The sequence below is a fragment of the Sphingomonas nostoxanthinifaciens genome (assembly GCF_019930585.1).
Classification (GTDB): Bacteria; Pseudomonadota; Alphaproteobacteria; order Sphingomonadales; family Sphingomonadaceae; genus Sphingomonas_I; species Sphingomonas_I nostoxanthinifaciens.
Genome location: NZ_CP082839.1, coordinates 3,744,806 through 3,763,931, shown reverse-complemented (window position 1 = coordinate 3,763,931; position 19,126 = coordinate 3,744,806). Strand labels below are relative to the sequence as shown.

At 66.3% G+C, this 19,126-nt stretch carries 19 protein-coding genes; 11 read left to right on the top strand and 8 right to left on the bottom strand.

The window, feature by feature from the left end; all coding sequences use genetic code 11:
- Nucleotides 1-88: 88 nt before the first annotated feature.
- From K8P63_RS17855 to msrA, 3 genes are all read right to left on the bottom strand, one after another.
- Nucleotides 89-607, bottom strand: coding sequence for a GAF domain-containing protein (locus K8P63_RS17855; RefSeq protein ID WP_223797334.1), 519 nt, complete (start codon nucleotides 605-607; stop codon nucleotides 89-91).
- Nucleotides 604-1,536: a GGDEF domain-containing protein gene (locus K8P63_RS17850; protein WP_223797333.1), complete on the bottom strand. Its 933-nt coding sequence runs from the start codon at nucleotides 1,534-1,536 to the stop codon at nucleotides 604-606. The genes K8P63_RS17855 and K8P63_RS17850 overlap by 4 nt, the downstream gene beginning before the upstream one ends.
- A 181-nt stretch (nucleotides 1,537-1,717) precedes the next feature.
- The gene (msrA, locus tag K8P63_RS17845; protein ID WP_223797332.1) at nucleotides 1,718-2,263 is read right to left on the bottom strand and encodes a peptide-methionine (S)-S-oxide reductase MsrA; all 546 of its coding nucleotides are present in this window, start codon (nucleotides 2,261-2,263) and stop codon (nucleotides 1,718-1,720) included.
- 243 nt (nucleotides 2,264-2,506) lie between these two features.
- Between msrA and xrtV the strand changes: the two genes are divergently transcribed.
- From xrtV to K8P63_RS17830, 3 genes are all read left to right on the top strand, one after another.
- On the top strand, nucleotides 2,507-3,409 hold the full coding sequence (xrtV, locus tag K8P63_RS17840; RefSeq protein WP_223797331.1) for an exosortase V: 903 nt from the start codon (nucleotides 2,507-2,509) through the stop codon (nucleotides 3,407-3,409).
- On the top strand, nucleotides 3,406-4,119 hold the full coding sequence (gene epsI / locus K8P63_RS17835) for an exosortase-associated protein EpsI, V-type (protein WP_223797330.1): 714 nt from the start codon (nucleotides 3,406-3,408) through the stop codon (nucleotides 4,117-4,119). Before xrtV ends, epsI begins: the two co-directional genes overlap by 4 nt.
- A 92-nt stretch (nucleotides 4,120-4,211) precedes the next feature.
- On the top strand, nucleotides 4,212-5,096 hold the full coding sequence (locus tag K8P63_RS17830; protein ID WP_223797329.1) for an EpsD family peptidyl-prolyl cis-trans isomerase: 885 nt from the start codon (nucleotides 4,212-4,214) through the stop codon (nucleotides 5,094-5,096).
- Between the two features lie 121 nt (nucleotides 5,097-5,217).
- Here the strand turns inward: K8P63_RS17830 and K8P63_RS17825 are convergent, their stop codons facing one another.
- The 4 genes from K8P63_RS17825 to K8P63_RS17810 are packed head-to-tail and all read right to left on the bottom strand — an operon-like array spanning nucleotide 5,218 to nucleotide 9,266.
- Nucleotides 5,218-6,009, bottom strand: a complete 792-nt coding sequence (locus K8P63_RS17825; RefSeq protein WP_223797328.1) for a CpsD/CapB family tyrosine-protein kinase — start codon at nucleotides 6,007-6,009, stop codon at nucleotides 5,218-5,220.
- 43 nt (nucleotides 6,010-6,052) lie between these two features.
- Entirely contained in the window at nucleotides 6,053-7,501 is a 1,449-nt protein-coding gene (locus K8P63_RS17820) for a GumC family protein (protein WP_223797327.1), read from the bottom strand.
- Nucleotides 7,498-8,658: a TonB-dependent receptor gene (locus K8P63_RS17815; RefSeq protein ID WP_223797326.1), complete on the bottom strand. Its 1,161-nt coding sequence runs from the start codon at nucleotides 8,656-8,658 to the stop codon at nucleotides 7,498-7,500. Before K8P63_RS17815 ends, K8P63_RS17820 begins: the two co-directional genes overlap by 4 nt.
- Nucleotides 8,655-9,266, bottom strand: coding sequence for a polysaccharide biosynthesis/export family protein (locus K8P63_RS17810; protein ID WP_223797325.1), 612 nt, complete (start codon nucleotides 9,264-9,266; stop codon nucleotides 8,655-8,657). Before K8P63_RS17810 ends, K8P63_RS17815 begins: the two co-directional genes overlap by 4 nt.
- 136 nt (nucleotides 9,267-9,402) lie before the next feature.
- Here K8P63_RS17810 and K8P63_RS17805 point away from each other — a divergent pair, with 136 nt between their 5' ends.
- Both K8P63_RS17805 and K8P63_RS17800 read left to right on the top strand, forming a co-directional pair.
- Nucleotides 9,403-11,028, top strand: coding sequence for a tetratricopeptide repeat protein (locus K8P63_RS17805; RefSeq protein WP_223797324.1), 1,626 nt, complete (start codon nucleotides 9,403-9,405; stop codon nucleotides 11,026-11,028).
- Between the two features lie 5 nt (nucleotides 11,029-11,033).
- A complete protein-coding gene (locus K8P63_RS17800) occupies nucleotides 11,034-11,792 on the top strand; it encodes a WecB/TagA/CpsF family glycosyltransferase (RefSeq protein ID WP_223797323.1) in 759 nt (252 codons plus the stop codon).
- Between the two features lie 199 nt (nucleotides 11,793-11,991).
- Here K8P63_RS17800 and K8P63_RS17795 read toward each other — a convergent pair whose 3' ends face one another.
- Nucleotides 11,992-12,510 carry an FxDxF family PEP-CTERM protein gene (locus K8P63_RS17795; RefSeq protein ID WP_223797322.1) on the bottom strand — a complete coding sequence of 173 codons (519 nt, stop codon included), beginning with the start codon at nucleotides 12,508-12,510 and terminating at the stop codon, nucleotides 11,992-11,994.
- Nucleotides 12,511-12,865: 355 nt separating this feature from the next.
- Between K8P63_RS17795 and K8P63_RS17790 the strand changes: the two genes are divergently transcribed.
- From K8P63_RS17790 to K8P63_RS17765, 6 genes are all read left to right on the top strand, one after another.
- Nucleotides 12,866-14,245 (top strand): sugar transferase, encoded by a 1,380-nt coding sequence (locus K8P63_RS17790; RefSeq protein ID WP_223797321.1) that lies wholly within the window; start codon nucleotides 12,866-12,868, stop codon nucleotides 14,243-14,245.
- Between the two features lie 124 nt (nucleotides 14,246-14,369).
- Nucleotides 14,370-14,966 (top strand): LolA family protein, encoded by a 597-nt coding sequence (locus K8P63_RS17785; protein WP_223797320.1) that lies wholly within the window; start codon nucleotides 14,370-14,372, stop codon nucleotides 14,964-14,966.
- A 212-nt stretch (nucleotides 14,967-15,178) separates the two neighbouring features.
- Nucleotides 15,179-15,610 carry a DUF1810 domain-containing protein gene (locus K8P63_RS17780; RefSeq protein WP_223797319.1) on the top strand — a complete coding sequence of 144 codons (432 nt, stop codon included), beginning with the start codon at nucleotides 15,179-15,181 and terminating at the stop codon, nucleotides 15,608-15,610.
- Nucleotides 15,604-17,166: an MDR family MFS transporter gene (locus K8P63_RS17775; RefSeq protein ID WP_223797318.1), complete on the top strand. Its 1,563-nt coding sequence runs from the start codon at nucleotides 15,604-15,606 to the stop codon at nucleotides 17,164-17,166. Before K8P63_RS17780 ends, K8P63_RS17775 begins: the two co-directional genes overlap by 7 nt.
- A 49-nt stretch (nucleotides 17,167-17,215) precedes the next feature.
- Nucleotides 17,216-17,854 (top strand): PilZ domain-containing protein, encoded by a 639-nt coding sequence (locus K8P63_RS17770; protein WP_223797317.1) that lies wholly within the window; start codon nucleotides 17,216-17,218, stop codon nucleotides 17,852-17,854.
- Nucleotides 17,855-17,953: 99 nt separating this feature from the next.
- The gene (locus K8P63_RS17765) at nucleotides 17,954-19,111 is read left to right on the top strand and encodes a glycosyltransferase (protein WP_223797316.1); all 1,158 of its coding nucleotides are present in this window, start codon (nucleotides 17,954-17,956) and stop codon (nucleotides 19,109-19,111) included.
- The last annotated feature ends 15 nt before the right edge of the window (nucleotides 19,112-19,126 follow it).

Genomic DNA, 19,126 nt, shown 5'->3' with positions numbered 1-19,126 from the left:
CCCCCACCGCTGCGATCATTTCGTTAAATTCGGCGCCAGTCACGTCCGAATTGATGCAGGTTAGGAAAAGGACGGCGGCGCGGTTGGGTCAGGCTTCGCTGGTGGTGCCGATCTCGGCAATGATCGCAGCAACTTCGCCGGCCAGCGCTGCGAGTTCGTCGAGCGGCAGCGTGCCGGAACGAGGCTCGGGATCGATCGCGCAGAGCGCCCCGAGCGGACGGCCCCGCGGATCGAGGATGGAAGCACCGGCGTAAAAGCGAATCGCCGGAGCGCCAGTGACCAGCGGATTGCCGGCGAAGCGATCGTCGAGCGTCGCATCCTCGATCACCATCACCCGCTGCGGATCGAGGATGGCATGCGCGCAGAACGACACGGCCCGCGACGTCTCCGGCGCGTCCAGGCCGATGCGGGCCGCAAACCATTGACGCTGCCGATCGACGATCGACACGGCAGCGATCGCCGATCCGAACAGATCGGCCGCGCGAGCGACGATCGCCTGCAGCGCCGGATCGGGTGGCGCGCGCAGGATGCCCGAGCGATCGACCGCATGCTGGCGCTTCGCCTCGTCATTCGGCAGAGGCGGCGGTGAGAAGAAGCTGAGGCTCATGCCGCGCGCCGCTCGCTATCGGACGAGCGCTCGATTCCATCGGCGTCGATCCGTTTCAGCAGCAGGGCGAGTTCGTCGGAGGTATCGATCGGTGCATAAGCGGCGCGGAGCGCCTCGCCGACACCACCGCCGCGTGCGATCCGCAGCGCGTTCTTGCCCGAGCGCTTGACCTCGTACATCAGCGCATCCGCCATTCGCAGCAATCCGCCCTTGCTTTCCATGCCCGCGGCGTCGGCGACCAACGCGCCCATGCTGCACGTCACGCCGAGCCGCGTGTCGACGAGGATCGACGTCAGCCGCGAATGCAGCATCGTTGCGACCTGGTCGCCTTCCTCGCACGATCGCACGGAAAGCAGCGCCACGAATTCGTCGCCACCCAGGCGAGCGAACAGGTCGCCGCGCCGGACCACACCCACGGCCGCGGTCGCAAAGGTACGCAGCACGTCGTCGCCCACCGCATGGCCGAAACGATCGTTCACGCCCTTGAAGCCATCAAGGTCCATATAGGCCAACACCAGCGCCCGTCCGCGCGCCTTGGCGTCGACGATCGCCTGAGCCATCATCCGCTCGAACGCGGCCTTGTTGAGAAGCCCTGTGAGGCCGTCGCGCGACGCCCGCCAGCGCTCGAGCGCGAGCGCCGATCGCAGACCGTTCACCACCATCGCCAGGATTGCGACGGTAAGGAAGCGGGCCAGTGTGTTCCAAAGCTCTGCCGCCGGCCCCAGCGCGTGGAGGTGCAGGGCAACCAATTGCGAATGCTTGATGATCGCACCCGCGCTGACGGTCGCGAAGCCGACCAGCAGGCCGCCGGTCAGACCGACGCACCATGCCGAGCAGGCGCATGCCAGCATGTAGAAGAGCGATGTGCTGACCGTCGCCGGCGTCAATTTCTCGCACAGCAGCACCGCCGCCTGCAGGCCGAACGTCACCGCCCACGCCTTCTTCGGCGACAAGTCTGCCGTTGCGCCGATGAGCCTGACGAAAAGCCGCGAGACGGCCGTGAGTTCGGGCGGTCGTTGTTGCAAATGGGGTCTCCGTCGACCCCAGTAGATTGACTTGAGTTAAGCGGTACTTAAGCGACCGTATCGCATTGTAACCACGACGGCGCGATTATGCCTCGGCGGCTGCCTTGAGCCGTGCGGCATAGCTCTTGCGCAGCTTGGCCAGCTTGGGGGGGATCACCGCAAGGCAATAGGGATTGCGCTGGCCTTCCCCCTCCCAATAGCCCTGATGATAATCTTCGGCGGGATACCAATGCGAGTCGGGTTCGATCGTCGTGACGATCGGCTTTTCCCAATCGGCTTGGTTGCGCCGCTTTGCCGCCTCCGCCTCTTCCGCCTGGGCAGGTGAATTCGGGAATATCGCGGAGCGATATTGTGTCCCGATATCGTTGCCCTGACGGTTCAGCTGGGTCGGATCATGCGTATGAAAGAAGATATCAAGCAAGTCGCCATAAGCGAGCAGCGCCGGATCGAACGTGAGCCGCACCGCCTCGGCGTGGCCGGTATTGCCGCCGCACACCTGCTTGTAGGTGGGATTGACGACTGTCCCGCCGATATAGCCGCTCTCGACCGATTCGACCCCGACGATGTCCTGGAACACCGCCTCCACGCACCAGAAGCATCCGCCTGCAACCGTCGCGATCTCACGCGCCATGTTCGTCCTCCGTTATGTGCGCAAGATGGGAGCGCCGGTGGCGGCCGACAAGAGAGGCCTTGCGCCACAAGCCATTGGCAGCACGCGAGCAAACCGCTATCGACGGGATGCGCATTTCAGCTTTGGCAACAGTCGCGCGATAAGGGCTGTTGGACTGAGCGAGGCTGTAGGGGTGGATCCGGCGTGGCATCGACGCGGAAGCGTTTCCATTCTGCGGCATCGGTACTGTAAGTGGATAACCAGATGTCGCATGTAGATCTGAAACCGATGAGCGGCGTACAGGTGGCGGCCCCCGTCGGGTTCCGGCCGCTCGCGGCGCATTGGTTCCTGATCGTCGGCGTGCTGGCGATGATCGTCCCGACGATGGTTTCGGTCGCGCAGCAATCCTGGTCGACTGAGCAGGGCGCGCACGGGCCGATCGTGCTGGCGACCGGCATCTGGCTGGTGGCGATCCTGCGCAAGGAATTCGTGCCGCTCATCCGCCCCGGCAGCCTGCTGCTGGCGCTGCTCGTGCTGGTGCCGGCGCTCGCCATCTACGCGCTCGCCCGCGTCACGACCACGCTCGAACTCGAGGGGTTTGCACTCTACTTCGCGATGGTCGCGGTCGCTTATGCCTATCTGGGCGCGCAGGCGATGCGGATGCTGTGGTTTCCCACGATCTACTTCGCGTTCCTGTTCCCGCCGCCAGACAGCCTCGTGTCGACGCTGACGCAGCCGCTCAAGCTCGGTATCTCGCGCGCCGCGGTCGCCTTCTTCGATCTGTTCGGCATGCCGGTCGCGCGCAAAGGCGTGATCATTCAGGTCGATCAATACGATATTCTGGTCGCCGCGGCCTGCGCCGGGCTCAATTCGATCATCAGCCTGTCGGCGATCGGCCTGTTTTACATCTACATGCGCCACAATGCGAACTGGCGCTATGCGCTGCTGCTGATGCTGGTGATCGTGCCGGTCGCCTTGCTCGCCAATTTCGTGCGCGTGCTGCTGCTGATCCTGATCACCTATTTCTTCGGCGATGCGTGGGCCCAGGGCTTCCTTCATGGCTTTGCCGGCATGGTGATGTTCGCCGTGGCGCTGCTCAGCATCTTTGCGATCGACGAATTGCTCTCGCCCGTGCGTGCGCGATTGAGCCGGAGGATTGCGGCATGAGCGACGGCAGCAGCAGCGAGGTCGGCCCCGCGACGAATTTCGTGCCGGGGCGGCGTGACCTGTTGTTGGGCGGGCTCGCGGCGGGCACGGCCGCGCTCGCTCTGGCCGGAATGCCGCGCCGACGCCTGATGGCGATCGGGCCGCGCCAGCTCGACAGCATCGTGCCGCTCCAATTGGGCGCGTGGCAGTTCGAGACCTCGAGCGGGTTGGTCCTGCCGCCCCCCGATCAGCTGGCGCAGATCCTCTACGACCAGCAGGTGATGCGCACTTACTCTGCGGCGAGCCTGCTGCCGATGATGCTGCTGATGGCGTATGGCAGCAGCCAGGGCGGCATGCTGCAGGTCCACCGTCCCGAAATCTGCTATCCGGCCAGCGGCTTCCGGCTGAGCGAGACCCGCGTGATCACGCTCGACCTCGGCAACGGCCATTCGATTCCGGCGCGCACCTTCACCGCGACCGGCGGCGCGCGGACCGAGCACGTTTTGTACTGGACGCGCATCGGCAACATGCTGCCGACGAGTTGGACGTCGCAGCGCGTGGCGGTGATGCGCGAGAATCTGCGGGGCTATGTGCCGGACGGTCTGCTCGTGCGCATTTCGACCGTGTCGGAGAATGGCGCGCAGGCGGCGGAGATGCTCGGCGGTTTCGCCCGCACGATGCTCGATCGCATCGGACCGGCCGGCCGACGGATGTTGATCGGCACTGATTAAGCGTGGCGATCTAAGACAACGACGCCGGTGATTCGTACGGGCCCGATGGCTCAAGCGGCGCCCGCGACACGACAGGGATAAGGGAGCTGAAGATGTCGAGACGGATCGGTTTGATGATGGCGTGCGCCGCGGCGGCGCTGGTGGCGGGATGCCACAAGACGCCGCAGGGGCAGGTCGCGGCGACCGTCAATGGCGACGAGGTCACGCTCCAGGAGATCAACACCGAGCTGCAGGGCGCCAACCTGCCCAACAGCGCCAACAAGGAGACCGCGCAGCGTGTGCTGCTCCAGCGCGTTATCGATCGCAAGCTGCTGATCGGCGCGGCCAAGGACAAGGGCATCGACAAGAGCCCGGAATATCTGAGCGAGAAGCGCCGCGCCGACGAGATGCTGCTGGCGCAGGCCTATGCCAAGCAGCAGCTCGCTGCCGTGCCGCTGCCGACCGATGCCGAGATCAACAAGTTCATGACGGATCATCCGACCGCCTTTGCCGGTCGTGAATTGCTGTCGCTCGATCAGGTCCGCTTCCCGCCGCCCAAGGATCTGAAGATGCTGTCCGCGCTGGATCAGGATCACACGCTCGACGCGGTCGTCGCGCACCTCACGGCGATGGGCATCAAGTTCGAGCGGCGTCCCGCCGGGCTCGATACCGCGGCCGCGCCCGCGCAGCTCGTCAAGGCGATCAACGGCCTGCCGGCGGGCGAGCCGTTCGTGGTGCCCGCGCCCGGTGTCATCACCGTCAGCGTCGTCATGAACCGCAAGCCGATGCCGACCGACCCGACGCAGGCGAAGCCGGCTGCGGTGCAGGCATGGCGTCAGCAGAAGTTCGCCGAGCTGATCACCCAGCAGATCGCTTCGCTCAAGAGTGGCGCCAAGATCTCCTACCAGAACGGTTTCGGCCCGCCGCCGGCCGGGTCGGCGCCGGGCGCGCCCGGTGCGACGCCGCCCGCGGCTGCACCGGCGGCAGAGCCCAAGTAACGTCGTAGCCGGGACGGGGCTCGCCCCGTTCCGGCCATGGCGCGACGATCGTCGCATCAAAAAGGGCCCGGAGCGAAGCGCTCCGGGCCCTTTTTATTATCTGGCCTGTCCGTGGTGCGGCTCAGTAATAGCCGCCATAGCCATAGCTGTAGCCATAGCCATATTCGTCGGAGAAGAGCTGGTTGCGGTAACGGTTGAGCACGCTGCCGATCAGCGGCGTCGGCTCCAGCAGGCGGACCGTATCGCGCACCTGCTTGCGGGTCGTGCGGCCGTCCTCCACCACCATCAGATAGCCGTCGAGGCGCTGGCTGATGATGACCGCATCGTCGTCGGCAAAGATCGGCGGCATGTCGATCAGCACGATCGCGCTCTGCGGCAGCGCGCGCAGTGCCTCGAACAGGGCATCGCCATTGCTGCTGGTGAGCAATTCCCCCGTGGCCACGTTGCGCCGAAAGCCGGGAAGCACCACCAGCCGCTCGTCGTTGATGCGGCGCGCGACCGACTGGAGATCGGGCGCTTCGCCCGAGAGATAATCGTGGATTCCGAGCGACTCGCCCATCGAGAAACGCTGCGCCACGGCAGGTCGATGCAAGTCGAGATCGACCAAGTACACGTCGAGATCGGCGATGCGCGACATGGCCGCGGCGAGGTTGGTCGCGACCAGCGTCTTGCCGACGTTGGGTGAGGGCGCAGTGACGCCGATCACCTTCATGCCGCTATCCTGGCACTGCTTCAGAACCTGCGAACGCAACAGCTTGAAGGGCCGGGCTCGCGTATCCGAATTGCGGAAGCCGAAGAGATACTGCTCCTCGAGCTGCGACGAGCCGACATCGTGCGGCAGCGTCTGCTCCGGCGGTGCCAGCAGGGCACGTGCACCATGCAGCGCCATGTCGTCCGGGATCTGCGCGTTCATGATCGAAGCTTCCTCAAAAATACAGTCACGGCACGGCGCGCGGTCAAGCGCGCGCCGGCGTCTTCCGCCGGGTGCGCCGCTCGATCAGCCGCGCGATCCAATGCTGCTTGCGATCGAAGTCGGGGACGATCGCCAGCGGCGCCGCGCCCAGCGCCTCGCGCAAGGCGAGCGTACCGCGGATCGGGCGGAGCACCAGTTCGATCAGCAGGATCAGCGCGGCGCCAAAGCCGAGGCCACCGATGATCGAGCCCGCGATCAGCAGGGGCCGGTTGGGCTTGATCGGATGATCGGGCACGACCGGCGGATCGGCGAGCGTCAGCCGCTCACCCTTCTGTTCGGTTTCGACGCGCGCCTGGATCTGCGCGGCCTGCAGCCGGGTGCCGATCAGTTCGTTGCGCGACCGCAGCGAATCGGCCTGCTTCTCCAACTGGCTGACCTGCTCCATCAGGATCGGCGCACGCGAACGCTGCGCGTCGGCCGAGGAGGAATGCGAGGCGATCATCGCCCGCGCGCTTTGCAAAGCCGCGAGCCGCGCGCGATTGGCTGCCAGTTGCGCGGCGATCGGATCCGCACCCTTGGGCGCGGCCGAGGCCGCATGCTTCGCTGCATCGAGCTGGGCGCGTGCCGCCAGCACGTCGGGATGGCTGTCGGAGAATTTTGCCTGGGCGACGCGCAGCGCCGCTTCCGCCGCCGCAACGCCGGTGTCGTCGCTCTCGCGCGACGTCATCGACGGCAGCCGGGCATTCTCCGCCTGAATGCCGGCAATGTCGGCATCGATGCGCGACAGATCGGCCACCGGATCACCGGTCGACTGGGCGAATGCGAACGCCGGGCCATTCTCGGTCTTGATGCGGTTGATCTGATCCTGCACCGCGTTGATCTGCGTCTGGACGCCGTTCGCCTGCTCGGTCAGGAAATTGACGGCGTCGGCCGCTTGGCTCGCCTGGCTGCTTGCGTCGACGTCGAGCAAGCGGTTGACGAACTGCTGCGCGACGATCTGCGCCTTTTCCGGATCGTCATAGTCGAACGCCACGCTGATCGCGACCGTGTCGCCCGGCACCGACTGGCGCGTGGTGCCGATATTGATCGACGTGTCCACCGCGGCGATCGTCGTGCTCGCGCGCATCAGATCGACCACCCGCGACAGCGGCATGTTCTTCTGCGCTGTGGGATAGAGATTGTAGGTGCGGATCAGCCGGATCAGATCCATGCGGCTCAGCACGCGCTCACGCGCACGCGCCACGCGCGGCCCGATCGTATCGCCCTGATCGCGCTGGCCGATCACCGAATCGGGCAGCTGCTGCTGCTCGATCAGCACGGTCGCGCTCGATTCGTAGATCGGATGGATCATGTAGGCGGCGGTGATGCCAGCGATCGTGGTCAGGATCGCGGGAAGGATGATCAGCCAGCGCCGCTCCCAGAACACGTTGGGAAGTGATGCCAGGAAGCCGGTGCCGGGCTGCAGCTCCTCCTCTTCGGTGGTCGGCGTCATTGGATGTGTCCGATGCGATAAGTGAGGTTGACGCTTCCGCCGACCGCGGTGGCGCGGCCGAACGTGCTATAGTCGCGATGCTGGAAACGCGCGGTCGCGCCCGCCGAAAGACGCGGCGTCAGATCGCGCGAATAATCGAGCCGGGCCTGCGCGAACTTCTGACGCGGCAGGTTGAGGAAGCCGCTGCCGATCGGCGCGGTGCCGCGCGCACGGCTGTCGTCATACAGCGCCGAAAGCGTGATCGACTGCTTGTCGCCGATCTTCTGCGTGACATTCACTTCGCCGGTAAGATCGGTGCGCAGCCCGCCAATGCCGCTCGCCGAAGTCTGCCGGCTGGCGGTGATGCAGATCGTGCGCCGCGGATAGGTGCCGCACAGATTGGCGTGGAAGCCGACACCGGTGCTGTTGCCGCCGCCGTTGATGTGCGTGCGGATGACGCCGATGTCGCCGTTGAACAGCCAGATATCGCTCAACACCTGCTTCAGCGCGACGGCGGGCTGGAGCGACCAGCTGTCCGGATAGATGTTGGAGGTTACGCGGCTGTAGGTGCCGATGAACCCCGCCTGCGTGCGCGCGGTGAACGTGTGATAATAGCTCAGCGTGCCGCCATATTGATCGTAATCGCTGGCGACGAGCAGGCCGGTCTGGTTGCCGTAGCTACCGTGCGCGGCGTTGAACGAGGCACCGAACTGATCGCGCGCGCTTTCCTGCCAGGTCAGCCCGGCGGCGCCCGAATAGATGCGTGTGTGCTGGCCGGTCGTCAGGACGTCGACCAGCGTGGGGTCGTAGCCCGGCGAGAGCAAAGCATTGTCGGTATCGGTGAAATTGCCCTGCAGCGATCCCTGCAGGCGCGACGTCAGCTGCTGTTCGCGCGAGACCTGGACCACGCCGGTGTCGCTATGGCCGTAATTGTTGAAATATTGCTCGCGATAGAAAGAGCCCGATACGGTCGTTGTCGATCGCGAGGTCTTCTGCGACAGCGTGGGCGCGATCGAAAAGGAGCCGAACCCCGCCGCATCGTTGACGCCGGTCACCAGGAATGGGTTCGTGCCGTAGCCGAGCTCACCCCGCAGGTTGGCGCTGAGAATCCACGGTGCCGCCACCGACGGGGCCGCCACGGTCGCCGCCGCCGCGGCGGCATAGATGATCTTCCTCACGGCACCACGACCGTGTCGCCAGCCAGCAGCTGCGGCACGCCGTTGGAACCGAGATCATCACCCGAGGGCTTGCCCTTGAGCAGGCCGGACAGATGGGCGCGGATCACCCGCGTGCGGTCGCCTTCGTGGCGCAGGATCGTGATATTGCCGACGTCGGCAAATTCGGTCGGGCCGCCTGCGAGCGCCAGCGCGTCGATCACCGAAACATAGCGGTTGGGCGAGAAGGTGCCGGGGCTGCGGACGCGGCCGATCACCGAGATCTGCATGCCGGTCGGCGCGCGGACCGAAACCGTCACCTGCGGCGCGACGCCCTTATACTGGCTCGCCAGCAGCTTCGAGAGTTCCGCCTCGATATCCGTCGGCGCACGGCCTGCGGCGCGGATCGTGCCCGCGAGCGGGAAGGCGAAGGTGCCATCCGGCAATACGCTCAACTGACGCTGCAGCCGCTCGTCACCCCAGACATAGATGTCGAGCTGATCGCCGGGGCTGATACGATAGCCGCTCGGCAGATCGGCATTGGCGCCGGGCGCCCCTTTGGCCGGTTGCGGTGCGGCACCCGCCTGCGATGCGAGCGCGATTGCGAGCCCGGCGACAACAAACATCCTCATGTGGGGAACGGCCTCTTGGTTGTGGGATCGGTATCGCACTTGCTTAGGCCCTTTTCCAGTTATTACTGGGTTAACCGCGGCATGGACGCCGCTGATCCTCGCATGAGTAACGCAATTGCCGCAACTATCTGAAGCATTGGTTGACGAGAGCCGACATGATGGCACCGCGATCCAGGTTTTATTGGCGGTATTGCGCGACGTCGTTAAGCATTGTTCACAATTGGGGGGATACAGATACGACATGACGAGCGCAGGACAGGTTGGGCGCCGACGCCGCGCAGGTGTCGTGGCGGCGTTGCTGCTGGCGCTCGCCGCCTGCCGCCCGGCCGCGGACAAGGCGAATGCCTATGAGGCGCTGTACGATCAGCTGATGCCGGTCAAAGCCTATCCGGCCGCGCTCGTCTCGATCCAGTCGGCCGTCGCCAAGGACGAGAGCGAGCCGCGCCGCTGGCTCAAGCTCGGGCAGGTGCTGTTGATTCTCAACCAGCCCGCGCAGGCGGCCGAGGCGTTCCAGCACGCGCTCGATCTGCAGCCCGACAATGTCGGCGCGCTCGAGAATCTGGCGGTGCTGTCCGTCCGCGGCAACCAGTATGAGATGGCGAAGCGTTATGCCGACCCGCTTCTGCTGATCCAGCCGACCAGCCTCGGCGGCCTGCTCGCATCCAGCATGACGGCACTGCACGAGAAACGCTACGACGATGCAGGCAAGGCCGCCGATCTGTTGATCGCGAACTATCCCGACCGTGAGGACGGGTGGATCATCAAGGCGCGCATCCTGGACGCGAGCGGGCATACGCGCAATGCCGCCGCGCTGCTGACCAAGCGGGCCGAAACCAATCCCGACAGTGTCGAGATCAACAGCCAGCTGCTCTTGCTCTTTCAGCGCCTCGGCGATTTGCGCGGCGTTCAGGATACGGCGATCCGGTTGGCGCGGGCCTTCCCCGACGATCCGCGCTATTTGCTGGAAAGCGCGCGCGCGTGGCAGTCGCGAGGACGCACCGATCTCGCCAACACTGCCATCGCGCACACCGTGGCGCGCTTCGGCGGCAATCCATCGGCGATGAGTGCCGTTGCTAATTTCTGGCGAACGACCTTGCCGCCCGCGGCCGCGCGCGATCGAATCGCCGGGCTGGCGGGGCAGGCGACGACGCCGGCGGTGAAGAGCAATCTTGCGGCGACGTTGATCGACATGGGCGATCCCGTCCGCGCAGCCGCGCTGCTTGCGCCGATCGCCGCCGGGCCGGTCGCTTCGGCAAATGTCGATCTGCAAGGATGCTATGCGCGTGCCCTGCTCGCCGCGGGACGGACCGGGGAAGCGGAAGCCAAGATCCGCGCGATCCTCGCCTTCGATGGCAGCAATCCCGAGGGGCTTTTGCTGCGCGCGCAGATGGAGCTCGCCCACAAGAACTACAATGACGCGCTGACCGACGCGCAGCTCGTCGCGAGCGACGATGGCGAGAACGAGCAGGCCGCATTGCTGATCGCCCGCATCTATGGCGCGCGCGGCGACAAGACCTTGGCGGCCAACGCATTTGCCGATGCCCGCAACAGCTTCCCGCACAGCATCGTAGCGTTGCGTGCGGAGGTCGATTGGCTGATGTCGCAGCATCAGACGGCCGATGCGCTCGCCCACGTCGCGGATTTCGCCAGCACGCATCCGCGCCGGAGCGACGGTTGGGCGCTTTATGCCGAGCTGTGCGCAGCCGCCGGCGACGCCACCTGCAGGGCGAAAGCGCAGCGCGCACCGCGGGGGCGGGCGTGACGGGCGTGGCCAAGACGCCGCGTATCGAGTTCCTCGATCTCGATTTCGCGCAATTGTCGCTGGAGGAGACGCTCGCGTGGCTGGCGCGGCGCGGCGCGGACGCGCCGTTCGCTTATGTCGTGACGCCGAACGTCGATCACATGGTCCGCTTCCAGCAGGCGGACGATGCGGTGGCCCGCGCCTACCGCGAGGCCGATCTATGCGTCTGCGACAGCCGTATCCTGGCGCGGCTCGCCGCCTTTCATGGCGTGGATCTGCCGCTGGTGCCGGGCAGCGATCTGACGCGGCTGGCATTGGAGCGCGTGTTCAGGCCGGGCGATCGGCTTTGCCTGATCGGCGGGACGCCCGACATGCCGGCCAAGCTCGAACAACGATTTCGAGGGCTGGCGATCATCCAGCATCTGCCGCCGATGGGCCTGCGTCAGAATGCCGCGGCCCGGCAGGCGGCGATCGATGCCGCCGCGGCTGCCGACGCACGCGCGGTGCTGATCGCGGTTGGCGCGCCGCAGCAGGAACTGCTCGCGTGGGAAATGCGGGCGAGCGGGCGCGTGACGGGCACTGCGCTCTGCATCGGCGCGAGCATCGATTTCCTCACCGGCGCCCAGCGCCGCGCGCCGCGGCTCGTGCAACGTGCAGGAATGGAATGGGCATGGCGCCTGGCCAGCCAGCCGCGGCGGCTGTGGCAGCGCTATCTGGTCGATGGGCCGGCGATTTTCCCGATCGTCCGCCGCTGGGCCCGCGCGCGTCGCGCCGGTCACGGCTGACCATCGGTCGTCCCAGCGCTGCAGCGGCGCTGCCATCGTCGAACGGATCGTAGCCCGTTCTCCGGGCGCCTCCCGGCAATGATGTATAAGCGCGAAGGTCTCGAACCGCGCCGAATAAGCGGGACCGAAACGCGCAAAGAAAAAGGCCGCCGGCGAACCGGCGGCCTTTAATCTTTACCTAAAGCAGCCGAAGCTGGCTTCAGGCGAACGCGCCTGCGCGGCGACGGTTCGAGCGGAGCGCTGCGCCCATCGCGCCGAAGCCGACGAGCATCATGCCCCAGGTCGCAACTTCCGGCACCGCAGCCGTGGTGAAGGTCACGTTGCCGCCGTAGGAACCGCCACCGTTGACCACCGAGCCGGCGATCGACAGCGACTGCGGATCAGCGATCGAGGCCGTGGTCGCGAATGCCGAATAGAGCTTCGTCGTGGCGTCGTACGAGAAAGCGAGCGACGTGCCGTTGAGCACCAGCGTGCTCAGAGCGAGGTAATCGCTGCTGACAACGAGCTCGATCGACGAAGCGCCGACCGTGCCCGGGGTAGCGCCAACCGAGAACGTGTAATCGTCCGTGAAGTCGGTGCCGGTGGTGTGGGTTGCCGTGAAACCGCCGGTCGAGCCGGTGGTCGTCGGCGTCATAACGATAACCGTCGAGAAAGCCGGGCTCGCGAGCGCGACTACCGAGGCGACGGCAAAGGACTTGACGAAGGTGGTGGCGTTCATACCGATTTCCCCTGTTACGCGATACTGGACACGTGGGGAATACGCGATTCGCGCGGCAATGCAACAGGAATTAACAAATAGTTATCCTTAAAGTCTGCTTTTGACGGTTAATGACGGCATCAGATCGACCGCGGGGGCGGAGACTCCAAGCCGCGCAATTGTTTACGAAACAGGTTAGGGCTGGTCGCGAGGGGGCGTGGCGCATGGTAACGGAGTTGACACTTCCGCCCCCTTATGGTGTCCCGGTGGCAAGGCGGGTGACCATGCACGGTGCTGCGGATACGATGGGGGACGGCGACACGGGCGGTCCGCTGCATCGCCGTGGCCCGCACGACAGCAAAGCGCGGAGCAAGGCGTGAACGTCATCGTCAAGCCACGCGCGGCGCGCCACCAGGTCGCGCTTTCAGAACTGCAGTCGTTGCGCGTGCGGCTGTGCTTTACGATCCTCGTGGTCGATTGCTGCGCGATCCTGGTCGGCTGCCTGCTCGGCAACCTCATCCGGTTTGGCGATCTGCTGGCGACGCCGGGGCTCAACCTCTTCTCGGTCACCCTGCCGATCTATGTCGGCATCTCGGTCAACAGCGACGCCTTCGGTGCCGAGGTGCTGTCCGACGTCCGCACCGGGCTGACCCGCGCATGGCTGGCGTTCATCTTCGCGGTCTGCGCGGTCTTCTTCCTCGCATTCTACATGAAGGTGAGCACTGACCTCTCGCGCATCACCTCGGGGATCGCGACGCTCATGTCGCTCGGCGCGCTGACGGTCGGCCGCTGCCTGTGCCACTGGTATATCGTGCGGCGAACCGGGCTCCGGCTGGTCTACGACCTGCTGATCATCGACGGCGTGGCGATCACGCCGCCGGCGGGGGTGCACGTGCTCGACACGACCGCCGACAATCTCACGCCGAATATCCACGATCCGCACATGCTCAACCGGCTCGGCTCGCACCTGAAGGGTGTCGATCGGGTCGTCATCGCCTGTCCGCCCGAGCGGCGCCACGTCTGGGCGATGCTGTTGAAGGGGTCGAGCGTCAACGGCCACATCCTCGAGGACGAGCTGGAGGAGGTGGGCGCGATCGGCATCGGCCAATTCGCCGGCCAGCGCACGCTCGCGGTCGCGCATGCGCCGCTCGACCTGAGCCGCCGCGCTGCCAAGCGTACGCTCGACCTGGCGCTCACCATTCCCGGCCTGGTCTTCCTCGCGCCGATGCTGATCGTGGTGGCGATCGCGATCAAGCTCGATAGTCGCGGGCCGGTCTTCTTCCTCCAGCCACGCGTCGGGCGCGCCAACCGCATCTTCCTGATGTACAAGTTTCGCAGCATGCGCGCCGACATGGCCGACAGCGCCGGCAACAAATCGACCAGTCGCGACGATGATCGCGTGACGCGGATCGGGCGCTTCATCCGCGCGAGCAGCATCGACGAGCTGCCCCAGCTGTTCAACGTCCTTCGCGGCGAGATGAGCCTCGTCGGCCCGCGCCCGCACGCGCTCGGCAGCCTCGCCGGCAACGAGCTCTTCTGGGAGGTCGATCAGCGTTACTGGCATCGGCACGCGTCGAAGCCGGGGCTGACCGGCCTCGCGCAGGTGCGCGGCTTCCGCGGCGAGACCAAGGAGCGCGTCGATCTCGCCAACCGTCTCAACGCCGATCTCGAATATCTCAACGGCTGGACGATCTGGCGCGACATCTCGATCCTCATCACCACGCTGCGCGTGATCGTCCACCGCAACGCATATTGACGATCCGGCGATACGGGCCGCGCGACGCCGGCGCCCGCGGCGGGTTCACCATCCGTTCAATGCGGCCGCATCATGCGCCGGCGATCGGGCCGCGCGTTCCTGCGCGGATCCCAGGGAGACAATGATGTTCGTTCGCCTGGCCGCGGTTGCGGCCTTCGTCGCGGCACCGGCCGCCGCCGCCGATCTCGCCCAGGTTCAGGCGCATCTGCGCAGCGTCGGGACGATGACCGCCGATTTCTCGCAGACCGATCAGATGGGCAAGACGCTGACCGGCACGCTCACGCTCAAGCAGCCTGGCCGGATCCGTTTCCAGTATCAGCCGGGCGTGCCGCTGCTGATCGTGGGCGACGGCCATGCGCTGACCATGATCGACTATAAGGTCGCGCAGGTCTCGCGCTGGCCGGTGGGCGATTCGCCGCTGGCGCTGCTCATCAACCCCTCGCGCGATATTTCGCGTTACGCCCACATCATCCCGAGCGGCCGGCCGGACCGGCTGCTGGTCGAAGGACGCGACCCGAAGCATCCCGAGTTCGGCACGATCACGATCGGCTTCACCATTGCCCCGGCGGCGCCGGGCGGCCTGGTGATGGCCGGCTGGACGGTGCTCGATGCGCAGGGCAATCAATCGACCGTCGTGCTGACGAACCAGAAGTTCAACCAGCCGGTCAGCGATCGGATGTTCCAGTGGCGCGATCCGCGCCCGCAGAATCGGGGCCATTGATCCACGCAATTAAAGTTCGCGTTCAGGTAAGAGACAGAATCGCTGCCCTATACGCCTTCTTGCGGTCGTGGCGCCGTCGTCGGGCTTCCCCCCTGTTACCCGACGACAGAGCCCATCACCCTACCTGCGTTTCGTACGCCAGGTCGGCCCTCGCTCCCGCCCCCGGAGCGAGGGCCTTTCCTTTTCTGCGCAAGCGGTTAGCGGAGGCCGCGATGAACGATCCCTTCGACCTCGACCGCTTCGTCGCGGCGCAGGCGGACAGCTACACCGCCGCGATCGGCGAAATCCGAGCGGGCGCAAAGCGGTCGCATTGGATGTGGTTCGTGTTCCCCCAGCTTGCCGGCCTCGGCCACAGCGCCATGGCGCAGCGTTATTCGATCGGATCGCTCGACGAGGCACGCGGCTACGTCGCGCATCCGCTGCTTGGCGCGCGCTATCGCGAATGCGTCGCGGCGCTCGCTGCATTGCCGGATCCCGACGCCGAGCGGGGCTTCGGGCCGGTCGACGCACAGAAATTGCGCTCCTCGCTTACCCTTTTCGCGGCTGCAGTCGATGATCCGGCGATCCCGGCCGCGCTCGGGCGCTGGTTCGGCATCGCCGATCCGGCGACATTGCGGCTGATCGAGGCAAATCGGCAATGCTGAGGCTGCGGCGGCGCGGGCTCGCCGCGATCAACTCGGAGGTGCGCGACGGCATCGTTCCCGCGGCATCGGACGTGAGCTGCATCCACGACGACACGATCGAGAGGCGCGGGACCGCGCGCAATTACCGTACGGTCGCACTGATCATCGCCTGCGCGCTGTTCATGGAGCAGACCGACGCGACGGTGCTCACCACGGCGTTACCGACGATGGCGCGCGAGTTCGGCGTGACCGCGCCGTCGATGAGCATCGCGCTGACGATCTACTTGCTGGCGCTGGCGATCTTCATCCCCGTCAGCGGCCGCCTCGCCGATCGTTTCGGATCGCGCACCGTGTTCCTCGCCGCCATCGGCACGTTCGTCGCCGGATCGATGCTGTGCGGGCAGGCGCCGACCTTGTGGTTCATCGTCGCGGCACGCTTCATCCAGGGGCTGGGCGGCGCGATGATGATCCCGATCGGACGGCTCGTGCTGCTCCGCTCCGTCGACAAGGCGGACATGCTGTCGGCCACCGCCTGGCTCATCATGCCCGCCCTGCTCGGGCCGATCGTAGGGCCGCCGCTCGGCGGCTTCATCGTCACCTATCTCGACTGGCGCTGGATCTTCTACATCAACGTGCCGATCGGCCTGCTCGGCTTCGTGCTGGTGCTCGCCTTCATCGACGACGTGCGCGAGGTGCGCGCGACACCGCCCGACCTGCCGGGCTTCCTGCTGTCGAGCGTGGCGCTCGGCTGCCTGCTGTTCGGCTTCGAACTGGGAAGTCGGCACGGGCAGGGCAGGCTCGCCGTCACGCTGATCGCGATCGGGGTGGCGGCGGGGCTCGGCTACCTTCGTTATGCACGCGGCCGGGCTAACGCGATTCTCGACCTCACGCTGATGCAGGTGCCCGCCTTCCGGCTGTCGGTGATTGCGGGTTCGCTCACCCGGATCACCCAAGGTGCACAGCCATTCCTGCTGCCCTTGATGTTCCAGCTCGGCTTCGGCCTCAGCGCTGCGACCAGTGGCACCATTACCATCGCCGGCGCGATCGGCTCGCTGGTGATGAAGGCGCTGGCCCTGCCGATCCTGCGCCGCTTCGGCTTCCGCCGCAGCCTTGTCGTGTGCGGGTTGGTGGCGACGCTCGCTTATGCGCTGTGCGGCTTCTTCCGACCGTCATGGCCCATGCCGATGATCTTCGCGGTGCTGGTGGTGGCGGGTTTCTTCATGTCGTTTCAATTCACCGCCTATAATACGATCGCCTATGACGGCATCGGCAAGGAACGGATGAGCGATGCGACGAGCTTCTATGCGACGTTCCAGCAACTGATGCTCAGCCTCGGCATCTGCATCGGTGCGTCGTCGCTGAACCTGGCGATGCAGCTGAGCCATCATGCGCACCCGCGCCCCGCCGATTTCACCGTGGCGTTCCTCGCCGTGACCGCGATCTCGCTGCTCGCGAGCGTCTGGAACCTGCGCTTTGCGCCGGACGCCGGTGCCGAGATGCGCGGGCAGCCGCCACGGCGGAGCGCGCCGGCGGCGCTGCCGTCGCCCGCCGATAACCCTTCGCTAATTAATCTATGACAAGTAATCCTCAAAGTACGCGATCTGGCGCGATCGCAGGGGACTGAGCATGACGGATGGTCTGCAGCGATTGATCGATGCCGACGCTGCGGCGGCTGAATTATCGGAGCGGCGCCAGGCCACGCGCCACACGACCGTATTCCAGGTTGCCCGCATCATCTCGGGCGACAGGGACGAATTGTGCATCTTGCGCAACGTTTCTCCGGGTGGCCTGAAGGCCGAACTCTACATGGCGATCGCGCCCGGCGCGCGCGTCGTGATCGAGCTCAAGACCGGGTTTCGGCTCGACGGCACCGCCGTGTGGGCGCGCGAGCCGTTCGTCGGCGTCCAGTTCGACGCGCCGGTGGCGATCATGGAGATGCTGAAGCGCTGCGCGCCCGACGTGCTGTTCGATCGCGGACGGCCGCCGCGGCTCGAGACCGAGTTGCCGGCGATGCTCCGCATCAACGGCATCGAGACGCCGACGCGCATCTCCAACATCAGCCAGAGCGGCATGAAGATCGCGGTCCCACACCGATTGGGAATCGACACGCGCTGCGAAGTGCGACTTCCCGTGCTCGGCTGGCGGCGCGCCTGCGTCCGTTGGTCGGAGCCGGACGAGGCCGGGCTCATGCTCGTCCAGCCGTTCCTTTATCCCGACTTCGTTGCCTGGCGCCGCGCGCTGCAGGATGACACCGCCGATCGCTAGGCGGCTGGACGGTCCCGTCAATTTGTTGCATCACCGTAATATGGGTGCAAGCCGCTGTCCGTAGGCATTTTCGGACGGATCGTCCGTCGAGGCGAGGGCATGCCCATGTATTGGTCCGGCGAGACGGCGTTCGCGGCGCGCAGGCCCAGCGCGGACCATATCGTGCTCGTTCTTCACGATTTCGGCGGCGGCGGCAGCGAACGCATCGCGATCCGGCTCGCAAACGCCTGGGTCGATGCCGGCCGCCGGGTCAGCCTGTATTGTGGGGCCGAGGATGGCCCCCTTCGGCGGCTCGTTTCACCGCGGATCTCCATGACGTCTATCGCGCCAGGCGGCACGCGCCGCGCCGGCCGTCGCGAGCTTGGCCGGGCACTCGCCGCATCGGTGCGCGCGGACCGTCCTGACATCGTCGTCGGCCCCGGAAATTATCACGTGCCGATCCTGCGCGCGATGATCGACGACCTCGCATGGGACCGGCCGGCGGTGGCGTGCAAGCTCAGCAATCCGCTGGTGCGCGGCGACCGGCCACGGTTGGCGCAGGTGCTGTTTACCGCCAATTTCCGACGGGTGACGGCGCCGTTCGACACGTTGGTGGCGATGTCGCCGGCGCTGGCAGCAGAGGCGACGGTGCTGCTCCATCGCCACGACATCGCCTGCGTTCACGAGCCCAATCTCGATGCCGTGCCCGCGCCTGCGCTCGATCGGCCGGGTACCGGGATGATATTGTGCGTCGGCCGGCTGACGCGTCAGAAGAATTTCGGGCTGGCACTGGATGCGTTCGCGCGTGCCGACCCCTCGCTGCGCCTCGTCCTGCTCGGCCAGGGCGAGGAAGAGGCGATGCTGAAGGCGCGTGCGCAGACGCTCGGCATAGCTGAGCGCATCACCTTCGCCGGCTTCGTCCACGATGTGCCACGTTACCTGGCGCAGGCCGACGTCTTGCTGTGCACCTCGCTGTTCGAGGGCTATCCCGCCGCGCTGGTCGAGGCGCTCGCCGCCGGCGTGCCGGTGGTCTCGACGCCCTGTTCGCTGGCATTGCCGGAAATCCTGCTGGATCGATCGTTCGGGGCGATCGCGCGGCCCCGTGCCGACGAGGTCGCGCGCGCGCTGACCGCCGTGCTGCACGAGCGACGTCGCCCGGAAGCCGCATCGCTGGCGGAACTCGGCCGGCGACACCAGCTTGCCGGTTCGGCGCGCGACTGGCTCGCCGTGCTCGACGATGCGGTCGCCGCGCGCGCCGCGGTGATGGTCGCCGCCTGAACAAGGCGCGTGACG